Here is a 14,692-nt window from a genome sequence, read left to right as displayed (position 1 = left end):
TCACCAGGGCCCTTCAAGACTCGTCGCTCGCGCTCCTCGCACCTCAAGCAGCGGCTGGGGCCCGCTAATCCTCCGACGACTCCGTCGTCTTCTTCGCGGCCGTCTTCTTGGCCGCGGTCTTTTTGGCGGTCGTCTTCTTGGCGGCAGCCTTCTTCGCGGTCTTCTTGGCGGCCGTCTTCTTCGCAGCCTTCTTTGCCGGGGCCTTCTTGGCGGCCTTCTTCGCCGCCTTCTTGGCCGGGCCGCGAGCGCGACGATCGGCGAGGAGTTCCATCGCGCGCTCCGGCGTGATCGAGTCGACCTCGTCGCCCTTGCGCAGGCTCGCGTTGGTTTCGCCGTCGGTCACGTACGGACCGAAGCGGCCATCCTTGATGACCATCGGCTTGCCGCTGACCTCGTCGTCCTTGCCCAGTTCACGCAGCGGCGGCGCAGCCGCCTGCCGTCCACGACGCTTGGGCTCGGAGTAGATCTTCAGGGCCTCGTCGAGGGTGATCTCGAAGAGCTGTTCCTCACTGCCGAGGGACCGCGAATCCGAGCCCTTCTTCAGGTAAGGACCGTAGCGCCCGTTCTGCGCGGTGATCTCGTCGCCGGACTCCGGGTCGACGCCGACGACGCGCGGCAGCGACAGCAGCTTCAGAGCCTCGTCGAGGGTGACCGTCGAGATGTCCATCGACTTGAACAGCGAACCGGTGCGCGGCTTGGGACCGGCCTTCTTCGCCGCCTTCTTGGCGACCTTCTTCGCCGCCGGCTTGGTCTTGGTGGTGGTGCCGCCGCCCGGGGAATCGAGCGGGACCACATCGGCGTCGCCGGCGTCGCTGCCGCCGGTGCCGGGAGATCCGCCGTCGCGCGGCGTCGGACCCGCGGGGATGGTGATCGGGGCTTCGCCGTCGTCGTCATCGTCGTCGGCGGGCAGGATCTCGGTCACGTACGGACCGAAACGCCCTTCCTTGGCGACGATCTCGTGGCCGGTCAGCGGGTCGACGCCCAGCGAGCGACCCTCCTGCGGCGTCGAGAACAGCTTCTCCGCGATCTCCAGCGTCAGCTCGTCCGGCGTGATGTCGGCGGGCAGGTTGGCGCGCTGCAGATCGGGTTCGGCATCGGCGTCGGTCTTCTTGTTCGCGTTGAGGTCACGCTCGAGGTACGGACCGAAGCGGCCGACGCGCACATAGATCGGCCGGCCCTCTTCGTCGTCGAACAAGCGGATCGAGTTGACCTGGCGGGCGTCGATCTCCTCGAGGTTGACGCCGACGAGCTTCTTGAGTCCGCCGTACTGGGCGATCGCCGAGTGCGCCGAGCGTGCCTCGGCGTCGCCGGACCGCTCGTCGCCGAAGTAGAACTCCGACAGCCACTTCGTCCGGTTCTCGTTGCCGGTGGCGATCTGGTCGAGATCGTCTTCCAGGGTCGCGGTGAAGTCGTAGTCGACGAGACTCTCGAAGTACGCCTCGAGAAGTCCCACCACCGCGAAGGCGATCCACGACGGGACGAGGGCGTTGCCCTTCTTCACGACGTAACCGCGATCCTGGATGGTGCCGATGATCGAGGCGTAGGTCGACGGACGGCCGATGCCCAGCTCTTCGAGCACCTTGACCAGCGACGCCTCGGTGAAGCGGGCCGGCGGGTTGGTCGAGTGACCGTCGGCGGTGAGCTCGGTCGCGGTGAGCGACTGCCCCTCGGTCAGCTGCGGCAGGCGGTTCTCGGCGTCGTCGGCCTGGCCACCGGTCTGCTCGTCGACGGTTTCCACGTAGGCCGACAGGAAGCCGGGGAACGTGATGGTGCGGCCCGACGAGGCGAACGTCGCGCGCTCCCCGGACGACGCGGTGCCCGCGATCCGCAGGCTCAGCGTGGTGCCCTTGGCGTCGGCCATCTGCGAGGCGACGGTGCGCTGCCAGATGAGCTCGTACAGGCGGAACTCGTCGGCCTCGAGCTGGCCGGCGACCTGGCCGGGAGTCCGGAACGTCTCGCCCGCGGGACGGATCGCCTCGTGGGCCTCCTGGGCGTTCTTGACCTTGCGGGTGTACTGACGCGGCGTCGGGTGGACGAAGTTGTCGCCGTACAGCTCGCGTGCCTGGGCGCGGGCGGCGTTGATCGCCGACTCGCTCAGGCTCGTCGAGTCGGTACGCATGTAGGTGATGAAGCCGTTCTCATACAGCCGCTGCGCGATGCGCATGGTGCGGTCGGAGGTGAAGCGCAGCTTACGACCGGCCTCCTGCTGCAGCGTCGACGTCATGAACGGCGCATACGGGCGACGGGTGTAGGGCTTCTCCTCGACCGACGTCACCGTCATGGCGGCGCCGCGAAGGCCTGCAGCCAGGCTCTCGGCACGGTCGGCGTTGAGCACGACGACCCCGTCGGGCTTCTTCAGTTCACCGGTCGCCTCGAAGTCGCGACCGGTGGCGACACGGGCGTCGTCGACGTTGACCAGGCGGGCCTTGAACGTCGAGGGGCTGGCCTCGGCGCCGGCGTCCATGGTCGCGGCGATGTCCCAGTACTCGGCGGACACGAACGCCATGCGCTCACGTTCACGCTCGACGATGATGCGCGTCGCGACGGACTGCACGCGGCCCGCCGACAGCTTCGGCATGACCTTCTTCCACAGCACCGGAGACACCTCGTAGCCGTAGAGGCGGTCGAGGATGCGTCGGGTCTCCTGGGCATCGACCAGGTCGATGTCGAGATCACGCGGGTTCTCGGCGGCCGCGCGGATCGCGGGTTCGGTGATCTCGTGGAACACCATCCGCTTGACCGGGATCTTCGGTTTGAGCGTCTCGAGGAGATGCCAGGCGATGGCCTCCCCCTCGCGGTCACCGTCCGTGGCGAGGTAGAGCTCGTCGACGTCCTTCATCAGCGACTTCAGCTCACTGACGGTGGTCTTCTTGTCCGGCGAGACGACGTAGAGCGGCTCGAAGTTGTCGTCGACGTTCACCCCGAGGCGCGCCCAGGGCTGGCCCTTGTACTTGGCGGGGACGTCGGCGGCGCCGCGCGGCAGGTCGCGAATGTGGCCGCGGGACGACTCCACCACGTAGTTGGAGCCGAGGTAACCGGCGATCTTGCGCGCCTTTGTAGGGGACTCGACGATCACGAGTCGTCGGATTCCCCCACTAGAGCGGGATGCGGTGCTGGTCTCGGCCACCGGGGCGTCCTTCGGTTGACTGGGTGGAGAACCACCTGCATGTCTGAACAGGTGTGTTCGATGGGTTTGTACCTTATGTATAGCGCCGTTTGCACATCCGAATTCCTTGTGACGCTGTCAGATGTGACCCATACCGCGCTTTCGGTCAGCGTTTTCCCAGGTCAGAACGATCTAGAAGAGATCGCTAATGTATGTCCGCAGGTGGCCAATCCGGCACCGCCGCTGCATTCGGCGGCGGACCCACGTATTCGTGCAGACGAACGAGACGACGGTGGCCGGCGATGCGAAGTGCAGGTGAATGACCCCGCGTGCCGACCAGGGTGGGCGCGATCCCGACCCTCATCAGTGCGGTGGCGAGTGCCGCGTGGGTGTCGGGGGCGTGCGGGTCGAGACCGAGTTGGTAGCGGCCTTCGTCGGAGTGGCCGGAGGCGATCACCCAGAGCCGCAGCGCACGGTATGACGGAATCCAGCCGGTGGGCATCGCCTTGACCGCGCCTGCCGACCATGCCAGGTGAAGCGCGTCGAGTTCATGACACGCCGCGGTGCGGGCCAACGGGGTGCCCTCATCGGAGGTGGTGACCTCGGCGTCGAGACCGGAGGCCCGCATCTCCTCGACGATCTGCTCCGCGCGCCAGCGATCGCGGACGACGATCGAGACCCGCGTACCGGAGTCCGAACGGACGGCCTGACCGTGCGCCGCGAGCAGGCCCGCGAGATCGGAGTACGCGGGCTCCTCTGTCTCCGCGGAGAAGAACGACAACTGGCCCACAAGCCGAGATTAGGTGGTCCGGGTCCCCGAAACCGGTCTTTCCCGCGGCGGTTCGCGCCGCCGCTTCAGCGGCCCCCGGAAAACAAACCGCTCCCGTCTCGACTGAACGAGACGGGAGCGGTTGTCGGCAAGCTGCGTATGCAGTTGCGCAGGTGGTCTCAGACGGCGCGAACGCCGGTGGCCTGCGGGCCCTTGGTGCCCTGGCCGACCTCGAACTCCACCCGCTGGTTCTCCTCGAGGGTGCGGAAACCGGCTCCCTGGATTTCGGAGTAGTGGACGAACACGTCGTCGGAGCCCTCGTCAGGCGCGATGAAGCCGAAGCCCTTTTCCGCGTTGAACCACTTCACAGTTCCCTGTGCCATGTCTTGCAATCCTTTACATATCAACTGTCGCGACACGATGGGTCATCGCGTCGTGGCCGGTTGACCGCCATACCTCAAAGAGCCCCGCGAAGATCTGCTTCGATCCGCCAAACTAACCTCAGTACCACGGCTGCAACACGCTTGTCGCCCGCCTCGACGGGTTGCGAAAGCTGCGGCCGCACCCAGTCAATCATGTCCGGCCCACTTGCGATAGTCACATCAACCAAGATGAGCAAAAACCTCGCCAAACTTCAGCAGCACGACATCCATCGGTAACATCCCGACCTTCCCAGACCTCCCGCGCCGACACCACTTTGAAGAGTTTCCACCATAAAATGCAGTACTCCACATTCGGGACAGATCTCCTCGCAAGGTCCCTCGCAGGCACCGACCCCGACGAGTCCCCACTCACGCACCTGTCGGTAATCCCGTCGCGCCCTGCATCTTTCGCCGAGTGGCCGGAATGGGTGCCCACAGCACTCCTCGACGCGTACGCGGACAACGGAATAGAACGCGTCTGGACACACCAGGCCCGGGCCGCCGACGAAGCATTCCGCGGTAATCATGTCGCCATCTGCACGGGAACCGCATCGGGTAAATCACTGTCTTACCAGATGCCAATTCTTTCGACTCTGTTGAATGAAAAGAATTCGACAGCGTTATATCTCGCGCCGACGAAAGCGTTGGGCGCGGACCAGATCCGGGCGGTCTCCTCGATCATCGCCGGGCGGCCGGAGTTCGGGCACCTGCAGCCCTGCGCCTACGACGGCGACACCGACCCCGAGATCCGGCAGTGGGCGCGCGTGCACTCACGGTGGATATTCACCAACCCCGACATGCTGCACATCGGCATCCTCTCGCATCACGCCCGGTGGCGTCAGTTCTTCCGGCATCTTCGCTTCATCGTCGTCGACGAATGCCACCACTACCGTGGCGTCTTCGGCTCCCACACCGCACTCGTCATGCGCAGGCTCCTCCGGATCGCCCGTGCGGCCGGCGCGAATCCGACGGTGATCGGTGCCAGCGCGACGGTCGCGCAACCCGCGGAGGCATTGGGCCGCTTGATCGGTGAGCCCGCGGTCGCGGTGACCGAGGACAGCTCGCCGCGCGGTGAGCGCACCGTCGCATTGTGGGAGCCGGACTTCCTGCCGGCGGTGACCGGGGAGAACGGCGCGCCGGTCCGACGCTCCGCCGGCGCCGAATCTGCACGGTTACTCGCGGATTTCGTGGTCGAGGGTGCGCGGACACTGTGTTTCGCGCGCAGTCGGCGGGGCGTCGAACTGACGGCACTGTCGGCGCGGAACCTGTTGTCGCAGAGTGCGCCCGAACTCGAGTCGAGGATCGGGGCCTACCGTGCGGGCTATCTCGCCGATGACCGGCGCAAGCTCGAGAAGGCGATCTCCGACGGCGAGCTGCTCGGTGTCGCGACCACCAACGCACTCGAATTGGGCGTCGACATCAGCGGATTGGACGCTGTCATCGTCAGCGGCTACCCCGGGACGGTCGCGTCGTTCTGGCAGCAGGCGGGTCGGGCCGGACGCCAACGGGAGTCCGGGGACTCGCTGGTGGTCCTGGTCGCCCGCGACGACCCACTCGACACATTCCTGGTGCACCATCCCGACTCGCTCCTCGGCAAGCCGGTCGAGGCCACCGTCACCGACCCGGCCAACCCGTACATCCTCGGGCCGCATCTGTTGTGCGCCGCCGCAGAGAAGCCGCTCTCGGACACCGAGATAGACGCCTGGGATGCGCGGCCGGTGGCCGAGGACCTGGCCACGGAAGGCCTGCTGCGCAGACGGAAGTCGGGTTGGTACGTCGCCGCCGGCGTCGAACCGCACGCCGAGATCGACATCCGGGGCGGGATCGGCGGGCAGGTGTTGATCGTCGACACCACGACCTCGCAGGTCCTGGGCACCGTCGACACCGGGCGCGCGATGTCGACGGTGCACCCCGGCGCGGTGCACATCCACCAGGGCGAGACGTACCTCGTCGATGAACTAGACCTCGACGACGGCCTGGCGCTCGCACATCCCGAGGACCCCGACTGGACCACGTCGGCACGCGAGACCACCGACATCTCGATCACCTCCGTCATCGAGAGCCGTGAGTTCGGTCCGCTGACCGTGGCCTTCGTCGAGGTCGACGTGACGCATCAGGTAGTCGGTTACCTGCGGACACTGCGGACCGGTGAGGTGCTCGACGCCGTCGAACTCGACATGCCCGAGCAGACCCTGCATACCCGGGCGGTCATGTACACGCTCACACCGGAGGTGCTGGCCGAGGCCGGAATCGACGACACGAGGCTGCCCGGTTCCCTGCACGCGGCCGAGCATGCGGCGATCGGACTCCTCCCCCTCGTCGCGACGTGCGACCGATGGGACATCGGCGGCGTCTCCACCGACCTCCATCCCGACACCGGATTGCCGACCGTTTTCGTCTACGACGGGTACATGGGCGGGGCGGGTTTCGCCGAGCGCGGGCACTCTGCCTTCCTCACCTGGATCAACGCCACCCGGGACGCCGTCGCGAGCTGCGGATGCGAGAGCGGCTGCCCGTCGTGTGTGCAGAGCCCCAAGTGTGGCAACGGCAATGATCCGTTGGACAAAGATGGCGCAGTGACCGTCCTCGAACTGTTGTCTCGGCAATACTTGGCTCATGCATGACGAGGCATCCGATCGGGGGATCGGAACGAAGCGGCTGGTGTCCCGGCCCTCGCGCGCCTTCTTCCTGCTTGCCCGGCCCACCCAGGACACCGACAACCTGCCGGCCTCCATCGGCGAACGCGACGTGTTCTTCTCCGAGGAGGCGGCACTCGATGCCCTCGACCTGCACTACGGGTGGTGCGCGGCCCGGTCGGGCGGCTTCACCCCGGTGGTGACCACCGCCCAGTGGTACCTGCAAGCCGCGATGATCGGCCCGAGGATCACGCCGTCGCTCGGCGAGGTGTACCTGGCGTCGTCCGACGCGCAGTCCGGCGAAACCTGGGCTGCTGCAGGCGGGTTCCTGACCGAGGGCGAACTGATCCACTGGTCGTCGTTCGTGCGGGCGGTTCGACCGTGGATCCCGCTGAACACCGGGACCGAAGCCTTCGAACTCGCCTACCGCGGCGACACGGACGTTCACTTTCACCAATTGTGGTTCGCCCCTATGCAATCGGTACGGGTGTATCCGAAACGGATCGTCGTCGACGAGGACAGTCGCGGGTAGCTCGACACCGCTACTCGACCGGACCGGCCCGCGCGGACGCCGTGGCCGCCCGGACGCCGAAGGTGCCCAGGTCGACCGGGACCCGCACCGACACGAGCACGTCCTCACCGTCCGTTCGGCACGCGACCACCTCGACCGAAGGCCGTTGTGCCGTCGCCACTGCACGCGCAGCGGTGCAGGGTTCGGACTCCCCCGCCACGTGATCTGCGGCTGCGGCCAGCGCGGACAGGTCAGCTGCCGACTGAGCGCGGTGACGGGCGAGCACGGCCGCGCCGACGTAGATGACCATGACGAGAACTGCCGCGAGAGCGGCGATCGCGAACGCACCCAGCACCGTCGCATTGCCATGGTCATCTGCGACGAGACCGCGGACGGCCCTCACGGTTCGACGCCGGGCGCGAAGACCACCTGATCCTCGCCTCGCGGTTCCTTGGCGGCCACGGCCTGTGCCGACATCGTGAGGCCCGGCAACAACGCCACCGAGGTGCGCACCTGCGCGACGACACGTTTCCCCTGGACCGACACCAACACCACGGCCCGATCCCCCGCCATCCGCTTCGCGACCTCGCGCGCCGAATCGTCACCCGCTGCCGTCAGCCGTGCCGCCTCCCGCGCAGCGTCGGTACAACGGATCTGGGCCGTCACGCCACCGATCGCTCCGACGGCGAGCAGCACCGCGACCACGATCGCAGCGACCGCGTATGCCGCCTCGACCGTCACCATCCCCGCCTCATCCCGACCGATCTCCGCAATCCGAATCCTCAGCGCACGCAAGCACATCAGCCCACCGAGGTGTTGAGAGCCTTCCCGATGATGCCGGTCAGCGCACTCACGATGTTGTCCCCGGTGATCACCGTGTAGAGGATCGCCCCGAACGCCGCGGCCGCAATTGTGCCGATCGCGTATTCCGCCGTGGACATGCCGTCCTCGTCGGTGATCAGCCGCGTGGCGTGCGCACCTGCACGATCGATGAGACGAGAAAGGTTGTGGGTCATGGGTTCTCCTGTCGGGACGAGCGACCTTCGAGTTCTGCACTACTTGGACGCATCAAAGCCCCGCTGGGATCCATCGAGTTTTCGACTCCGCACCCCTCGAGGGGTGGGTTTGCGAGCGGACACCTCAGGCGGACGACCAGACGCCGAGCTCGTTACCGCTCGGGTCGGTGAAGTGAAACCGTCGGCCGCCCGGAAAGTCGTAGGGACCGTCGACGATCTGACCTCCCGCCGCACGCACCTTCTCGACCGTTGCGTCGAGGTCATCGGAGTACAGCAGGACCAGCGGGCCTCCCCGGGTGGGCGCCGAGTCGCCGAGCGCGAGGCCGCCCGCCTCCGGCGACCCTGCCCCTCCCGGCCCGACGATTCCCGAGTAACCGGGTCCGTAGTCGTTGAACTCCCAGCCGAACGCGCCCGAATAGAAGGTCCGCGCCGCAGCCATGTCCGTGACGGTGAGCTCGACGTAGTCGATCGCATGGTGTCGGTGTCCGGTCTCAGCCATGTCTCCAGTGTGCTCGTGGGCACCGACAGTTCGTGAGCACTTCCGCGCTCGCAGTCAAAACGCGCCGAGCACCGTCGACGCCAGACCGACCACTACCGGCACGATCCCGAGACAGATGAACGCAGGCAGGAAGCACAGCCCGAGCGGACCACTGATCGCCACTCCGGCGCGCTCGGCCGCGGCCAGCGCATCGTCATGAGCGCGGCGTCGAACATCGTCCGCCAGTTCCGCGAGTCCGCCCGCCAGTGACGAACCGGCTCGGGCCGAGCGTCTGGCCAGCGCCGCGAGGGCTTCGAGATGGTCGTCGGCCGACCTCTTCGCCTCCGATGAATCCTCGAGCAGCGCCGCCCATGCGGTGTCCGGGTCGGCACCGAGTTGCAGCAGGTCAGCGACACGCGCGAGCGGCCGGGCGAGCGACGGCGGGGCACGGCCGGCAACGACCGCCGCGGCGACACCCACCGGCAACCCGGCCCGGAGGCACACGGCGAACAGATCGAAGGCGGATGCCACGGCGAACGGATCCTCCCGCGGTGGACCCGCACCCAGCCATCTCGGCGAGCGGTCGGGGCCCGGCGGAGGGTCGACGACCCGGTACAGCCGCCAGCGCGGCGCGGGCCAGACCAGCAACCCCGCGGCCAAGGACGCCATCGCGATCGCCACCCCGGTCAACGGGCCAGCACTTTCCCGGTGATGCGTTCCGACCACGCGACTCCGGCGGCGGCCAAGACGGTTCCGACCATCAGCAGGACGCCGCCGAGACCACCGCCGAGGAGTACCTGGATCGGCCCGGCGCCGGTCGCCTGGCCCAGTGCAATACCGAGCAGGGGCAGACCGGCCAGCACCATCGCCGTCGCACGCGGCCCCGACAGGCCGGCACGTGTGCGGTCGGCGAATCCGCGGCGCGACCGCAGATCGGACCGCAACGCCGCCAGCGTGTCCACCATCGGCAGGCCGTACTGTTCGGCGGTCTGCCAGGCCACTCCGATCCGATGCCACGACGCCGCCCCCGACGCGTCCTCCGAACCCGGTGTCGGCTCCGGATCTGCGATCGCCGACCCACCGAGCGACGCTCGCGACGCCATCGCCTCGAGCCCATCGGCGATCTCCGAACAGCCACGACCACCGTCGGCCGTGCGCCGCCGGAGCTCGGCGACCGCAACCTCGCAGGCGTGCACCGGGGGCGCGCCGACCGAAAGTTCCGAGATCATCAGGGACAGCGCCAGCAGCAGGTCGTCCAACCGACGATCGAACCTCTTCTCCGCCTGTCGACGTCGTCGAATCCACATCACGAGCGCCACGACGATGCCCGCCGCAACCGCGGCCGAGAGCCCACCGAGCACCAAGGCCGCCACCGGTGCACCCGCGGCGAGAAACGCCATCCGATTCGACGATCGGGTGACGCGCGGCCTCCCCACGACGATCTGCAGGCGCTGCCAGGCCCGCGGCGGCGACCACAACAGGACACCGAACCCGAGGGCCACCAGGACCGGGGCCACCAGGACCGGGGCCATCGGCGGAATCCCGGACATCATGCCGACAGCCGGCGCGGACCAGCGGAGGTCCCGGGGTCGTCAGCGGACCGACCGCCGGGCGGTCGATGTCTGGCGAGCATCGTGTCGAAGAACGGTCGATGGTCGGTGAAACCACTGTCTCGCAACCAGATCGGCACGATGTCGACTCGCCCGTCAGGAGCACGCCGTACGACGCCGATCTCGACGAGCCCACGTGAACCGTCCGCTCGGCGCGCGACACCGAGCACCATCTGCAGGGCCGCGCCCAACTGGCTGTGCAACGCATCGCGACCCATCCCGCCCAGCGCGGCAAGGGCTTCCATCCGCGCCGGCACCTCGGAGGTCGAGTTGGCGTGCACGGTCCCGGCGCTGCCGTCGTGTCCGGTGTTGAGTGCGGTGAGCAGGTCGATCACCTCGGCGCCTCGCACCTCCCCGACGACGATCCGGTCGGGCCGCATGCGCAGCGCCTGCCGCACCAGCGCACGCACCGGAACCTCGCCCACGCCTTCGACATTCGCCGCGCGTGCCACGAGTCGAACCACTTGGGGATGGCGGGGCGCGAGCTCGAGGGCGTCCTCGACACACACGAGCCGCTCACGAGTGTTCATCTCGCCGATCAGCGCGTTCAGCAGCGTCGTTTTTCCGGAGCCCGTGCCGCCGATGACCAGGAAGGAGAAGCGGTGTCGGAGGATGTCACCGATGATCCCGACCACCTCTGCCGGGATGGCGCCGCCGGCGATCAGACTCGGCAGGTCCTTCGACGCTGCACGCAGCACCCGCAACGATATACAGGTGCCGTCGGCGGCGAGCGGCGGAATGATCGCGTGTAGTCGCACCGTGTATCCGCGCCGGCCGACGTCGGACAGCTGGCCGTCGACCCACGGTTGCGCGTCGTCGAGGCGACGTCCGGCGCTCAGCGCGAGACGTCCCGCCAGGCGCCGGACCGATGCCTCGTCGGGAAAGCGGATCGTCGCCGGCTCGAGTCCGCGTCCGCGGTCCACCCATACGTCGTCGGGACCGGCTACGAGGATGTCGGCGATGTCTGGTTCGGCGAGCAGTGCCTCCAGCTTTCCGGCGCCGGTGAGCTCCGTTTGAAGGAAACGGAGTGCCGCGAGGAGGTCGGTGTCGCCCAGGACACCGCCGGCCTCGGCACGGATCGCCTCGGCGATCACCGCCGGGCTCGGTTCCGCGGCATCTGAGGCCAGCCGAGACCGGACGCGTTCGAGCAGCTCGTCGTCAGTTCGATCGACTGTCACGCCGCTCTCCCCTGTCCTGCCACCCTCGAGTGGACGGCTTGGGCCGCACGTCCGAGCGGACTGCGGGGTCGGACGCGGAGCGGTCCACCCTCCAGCCGGACCGGAAGACGCGGGTCAGGCCGATACGCGGCGATCAAGGGGACCCCGATCGCGTCGGCGACCTGCGCGGGCCGCAGACCACCCGGTGACGGACCCCGGACCACGAGTTCGACGGAGACCTCGTCACCGATGAGCCGGCCGACCACCCGACGTGCCGCGGCGCAGCCACCGACCGACGGGGCGGAGACCAGCACGACGAGATCCGCCGAAGCGATCGCTGTACGGACGACCGGGGTGTCGGCGCGCGGAAGGTCGACCACCACAAGATCTCCGTGGGCCTGACCTGCGTCGATGACCGCGGCCACCGCGTCAGAGCCCGGCGCCCGCGTGGGGAGACGTTCCGAGGTCAACACCGCGAGACCACTCCCGGCACGTGGCAGGGCGTGGTGCAACGCCGTGCCACCGACGACGCCTCCGTCCAGCGACAGGTCCTGCCAGCGCAAGCCCGGGCGCTGCTCGATCCCGAGCAGCAGGTCGGCACCGGGCGCGACGTCGTCGAGATCGAGGAGCAGGGTGGACGATCCGTTCCCGACGCTGGTGAGAGCCACCGCCGCGGCCAGCGTCGATGCGCCGGCTCCACCATGTGCGCCGATCACCGCGAGGACACCCGCGGGCCGGCGGCGAGGTACGCGGACGTCGGTCAACGATCTGACCAGGCGATTCTCGTCAGACGGCAGCGCGGCCGCGTCGGTGGCCCCGAGGTCCATCGCCATCCGCCAGGTGTCGGCTCGCGGTTCCTCCGCACTGACGAGGATCAGACCGTCGCGACGCGGTGGATGTATCAGAGTGAGGACGGCGATCGCCGCCGGATCGGCCACCACGGCGCGGCTGGTGAGCCATTCACGGCGACAGTCGTCGGGCCGGGCGGCGACGGTGCGATATCCGGCGGCCGCCGCGCAGCGCGCGACGTCGTCATACAGATCCGGGTCGACGAGAACGAGCAGATCATCGGGCATGGCGTCGATGATGAGGCGGAGAAGGTCCCTCAGGAGCCCGCTCGCGGCCTCTGTGGACATCGTCGGCGGGCTGTGGAAAGAATCCACAGGACAATGGCCGAGCAGACTACAACTGGCAGTGAACGAATGTCCGCAAAGGCGGAGGCTGCCCCTAGATAGAAGACAACCCCGGCCAGGGGGGAGGAGGCCGGGGTTGTCGCGTTTCAGCCCCGGGGGGTCGGGCTGAAAGACGCCGGTATCAGAACCGGGTACCGACGACTATACACACGGCTTCTGATTCTTTGCAAGTACAACAATCGTTCTTCGCAAATGTCCGTTCTGATCCTCGGGAGACCGACGAGGCTTATACACAGCGCTCCAGCTAACACATTTTCTCAAGGAAACTTGCAGTTGGTGAATCTCGGACATCCGGGCCGTCCGCCGGGGTTGCGGACGACCCCGAAGGTCGAATCGTCATGACGAACCCGGAACCCATCGGGACCCCGAGACCCGCGTCGCGACACGCCGGCCACCGCACGCCGCGCGCCGGACAGCACCGTCTCGGATCGCGAATACCCTGCCCCGCAGTACTTCCCGTCGATTCCGGGAAGTCGTTCAACATTTGGACACCGATCACTTGATGTGACCGCGATCACGGTGTACAACAGTGGTACGGAAGTTCGGAGGGCCAAGCCCGATCCGGAAGAGAAGGACCGAGTCCCCGCTCCGAGCACTTCCCAGCACGGGCGGCAAGCACCCACGCGGAGCACGCCGCATAAAGGCAAAAGCGTTGTGCGCCTGCGAAATCGCGGCAGGAGAAACGACCGCCACATTAGTTGCGCCACTGCCTTCCCCCCGCCGGCGAGGAGCCCGGGGAGAATGGCCTTGAAGATGGCCGCACGTGGACGGTACGGGCGACCTGACCCGCGTTCAATCGCCGAGGCGGTGACCACAACCCACCAAGCACGCTTGGTAACTTGAGTCCGTGCTACGCGGGCGGCAACCTCGTCGGTAACGACAGGGAGGCCGCCCGCAGTGTTGTCCGGGGTCGGTTCGAACTACCCCGCCCGCGCCGCATCGGCAATCGACTTCGCCTCCGCCGCACCGGCTTCGAGCGCCTCGCAACAGAACACGAGCCAGTCCCGCAACCCGTCCGGACCACCCGAGGCGAAGGCCGCCGCCAGCGACCGATACTCACCCGCGCGCTTGAACCAGGTGACCTCCGGGACCCCCAGACAATGCGGGTCGAGTCCCGTCGCGGCGCCCACGAGCCTGGACACGGCACGCGCGACCACTCCGTTCGCAGTCGGGAAGGGCTGGAGCCCGAGAAGCTCGCCGTGCACCACCGCGGCGAGCACCGGCGCCGGCACCGACGTGGCACCGGTTATCAACTGCCCCAACAGATCGAGACGATTCGCCACATCCGTCTCGGGTCGCGGGCGGCCCAGCTCGTCGGGATTCGCGACGAGGTCGGCGGCGGCGAGCGTGTGCAAACGAGCGAGTGCCTGAGCAGGGGCGCGTCGGATCACGCCGGTGAGGGTCTCGAGCGATTCACCGTCGAGGGCCTGCGACACGCGCATCGCCCCCGCGAGAATCGGATCGTCGAAGTCCCCGTCGCGGCGTAGTTCCACGCTTCCGCCGTCGATCGCAGCCGACGACCGGCCCGCCCGCCACGACGCCTCGGTGGCCGTTTTGTCCCATCCGCGCAGGTTGGCGGGGTGCCGATGCACCGCGGACAGCGCGTCACGCGCTCGATCGGCAGCGTCGGCCACGCCGGGGAGGTCCAGCAGAGGAGCCAAAGGATCGTTGGTCACGCCCTGACGATAGTTGCGCGAACTCGTCGCGTGCTCCCCCGACCCCGGTCGGACCATACCCACGGCGCCTCGCTCCAACCCGGACATCGATGTAGTCCAACCGGTCGATGATCGAAAG

The 14,692-nt window shown here is 67.8% G+C and carries 14 protein-coding genes; 2 read left to right on the top strand and 12 right to left on the bottom strand.

The window, feature by feature from the left end:
* Positions 1-64 precede the first annotated feature (64 nt).
* The 3 genes from topA to GKZ92_RS02415 all read right to left on the bottom strand — a co-directional run bounded on the left by topA (position 65) and on the right by GKZ92_RS02415 (position 4,258).
* Positions 65-3,127, bottom strand: coding sequence for a type I DNA topoisomerase (gene topA, locus GKZ92_RS02425; RefSeq protein WP_006359050.1), 3,063 nt, complete (start codon positions 3,125-3,127; stop codon positions 65-67).
* 184 nt (positions 3,128-3,311) lie between these two features.
* A complete protein-coding gene (locus tag GKZ92_RS02420) occupies positions 3,312-3,896 on the bottom strand; it encodes a hypothetical protein (RefSeq protein WP_006359049.1) in 585 nt (194 codons plus the stop codon).
* Positions 3,897-4,054: 158 nt separating this feature from the next.
* On the bottom strand, positions 4,055-4,258 hold the full coding sequence (locus tag GKZ92_RS02415; protein ID WP_006359048.1) for a cold-shock protein: 204 nt from the start codon (positions 4,256-4,258) through the stop codon (positions 4,055-4,057).
* Positions 4,259-4,593: 335 nt separating this feature from the next.
* Between GKZ92_RS02415 and GKZ92_RS02410 the strand changes: the two genes are divergently transcribed.
* Together GKZ92_RS02410 and GKZ92_RS02405 are read left to right on the top strand one after the other, a co-directional pair.
* The gene (locus GKZ92_RS02410) at positions 4,594-6,921 is read left to right on the top strand and encodes a DEAD/DEAH box helicase (protein ID WP_035754739.1); all 2,328 of its coding nucleotides are present in this window, start codon (positions 4,594-4,596) and stop codon (positions 6,919-6,921) included.
* The gene (locus GKZ92_RS02405) at positions 6,914-7,465 is read left to right on the top strand and encodes a hypothetical protein (RefSeq protein WP_006359046.1); all 552 of its coding nucleotides are present in this window, start codon (positions 6,914-6,916) and stop codon (positions 7,463-7,465) included. Before GKZ92_RS02410 ends, GKZ92_RS02405 begins: the two co-directional genes overlap by 8 nt.
* Positions 7,466-7,475: 10 nt before the next feature.
* On the opposite strand, the gene GKZ92_RS02400 is transcribed toward GKZ92_RS02405, so the two are convergent.
* The 9 genes from GKZ92_RS02400 to GKZ92_RS02360 form a co-directional block, all read right to left on the bottom strand.
* Positions 7,476-7,847 carry an Rv3654c family TadE-like protein gene (locus GKZ92_RS02400; protein ID WP_035754737.1) on the bottom strand — a complete coding sequence of 124 codons (372 nt, stop codon included), beginning with the start codon at positions 7,845-7,847 and terminating at the stop codon, positions 7,476-7,478.
* Positions 7,844-8,245 (bottom strand): TadE family type IV pilus minor pilin, encoded by a 402-nt coding sequence (locus tag GKZ92_RS02395; protein ID WP_006359043.1) that lies wholly within the window; start codon positions 8,243-8,245, stop codon positions 7,844-7,846. Before GKZ92_RS02395 ends, GKZ92_RS02400 begins: the two co-directional genes overlap by 4 nt.
* Positions 8,245-8,460, bottom strand: a complete 216-nt coding sequence (locus GKZ92_RS02390; protein ID WP_006359042.1) for a DUF4244 domain-containing protein — start codon at positions 8,458-8,460, stop codon at positions 8,245-8,247. The genes GKZ92_RS02395 and GKZ92_RS02390 overlap by 1 nt, the downstream gene beginning before the upstream one ends.
* A gap of 124 nt (positions 8,461-8,584) precedes the next feature.
* On the bottom strand, positions 8,585-8,959 hold the full coding sequence (locus tag GKZ92_RS02385; RefSeq protein ID WP_035754735.1) for a VOC family protein: 375 nt from the start codon (positions 8,957-8,959) through the stop codon (positions 8,585-8,587).
* Between the two features lie 54 nt (positions 8,960-9,013).
* Positions 9,014-9,628, bottom strand: a complete 615-nt coding sequence (locus GKZ92_RS02380) for a type II secretion system F family protein (protein ID WP_006359040.1) — start codon at positions 9,626-9,628, stop codon at positions 9,014-9,016.
* Positions 9,625-10,491, bottom strand: coding sequence for a type II secretion system F family protein (locus GKZ92_RS02375; RefSeq protein WP_035754733.1), 867 nt, complete (start codon positions 10,489-10,491; stop codon positions 9,625-9,627). Before GKZ92_RS02375 ends, GKZ92_RS02380 begins: the two co-directional genes overlap by 4 nt.
* Positions 10,488-11,726 carry a TadA family conjugal transfer-associated ATPase gene (locus GKZ92_RS02370; protein ID WP_006359038.1) on the bottom strand — a complete coding sequence of 413 codons (1,239 nt, stop codon included), beginning with the start codon at positions 11,724-11,726 and terminating at the stop codon, positions 10,488-10,490. The genes GKZ92_RS02375 and GKZ92_RS02370 overlap by 4 nt, the downstream gene beginning before the upstream one ends.
* Positions 11,723-12,781 (bottom strand): septum site-determining protein Ssd, encoded by a 1,059-nt coding sequence (gene ssd / locus GKZ92_RS02365; RefSeq protein ID WP_035754779.1) that lies wholly within the window; start codon positions 12,779-12,781, stop codon positions 11,723-11,725. The genes GKZ92_RS02370 and ssd overlap by 4 nt, the downstream gene beginning before the upstream one ends.
* 1,037 nt (positions 12,782-13,818) lie before the next feature.
* The gene (locus GKZ92_RS02360; protein WP_035754777.1) at positions 13,819-14,574 is read right to left on the bottom strand and encodes a hypothetical protein; all 756 of its coding nucleotides are present in this window, start codon (positions 14,572-14,574) and stop codon (positions 13,819-13,821) included.
* Positions 14,575-14,692 lie beyond the last annotated feature (118 nt).

Origin of the sequence: Gordonia sp. 135, from assembly GCF_009720185.1 — a bacterium.
GTDB lineage: Bacteria > Actinomycetota > Actinomycetes > Mycobacteriales > Mycobacteriaceae > Gordonia > Gordonia alkanivorans.
This window is presented reverse-complemented; position numbering and strand designations above follow the sequence as displayed.

What these genes read in the sequence shown, in the direction of transcription:
- GKZ92_RS02415 (WP_006359048.1), bottom strand. Translation starts at nt 4,258, where the DNA reads ATGGCACAGGGAACTGTGAAGTGGTTCAACGCGGAAAAGGGCTTCGGC.
- GKZ92_RS02410 (WP_035754739.1), top strand. Translation starts at nt 4,594, where the DNA reads ATGCAGTACTCCACATTCGGGACAGATCTCCTCGCAAGGTCCCTCGCA.
- GKZ92_RS02405 (WP_006359046.1), top strand. Translation starts at nt 6,914, where the DNA reads ATGCATGACGAGGCATCCGATCGGGGGATCGGAACGAAGCGGCTGGTG.
- GKZ92_RS02395 (WP_006359043.1), bottom strand. Translation starts at nt 8,245, where the DNA reads ATGTGCTTGCGTGCGCTGAGGATTCGGATTGCGGAGATCGGTCGGGAT.
- GKZ92_RS02390 (WP_006359042.1), bottom strand. Translation starts at nt 8,460, where the DNA reads ATGACCCACAACCTTTCTCGTCTCATCGATCGTGCAGGTGCGCACGCC.
- GKZ92_RS02385 (WP_035754735.1), bottom strand. Translation starts at nt 8,959, where the DNA reads ATGGCTGAGACCGGACACCGACACCATGCGATCGACTACGTCGAGCTC.
- GKZ92_RS02375 (WP_035754733.1), bottom strand. Translation starts at nt 10,491, where the DNA reads ATGATGTCCGGGATTCCGCCGATGGCCCCGGTCCTGGTGGCCCCGGTC.
- ssd (WP_035754779.1), bottom strand. Translation starts at nt 12,781, where the DNA reads ATGCCCGATGATCTGCTCGTTCTCGTCGACCCGGATCTGTATGACGAC.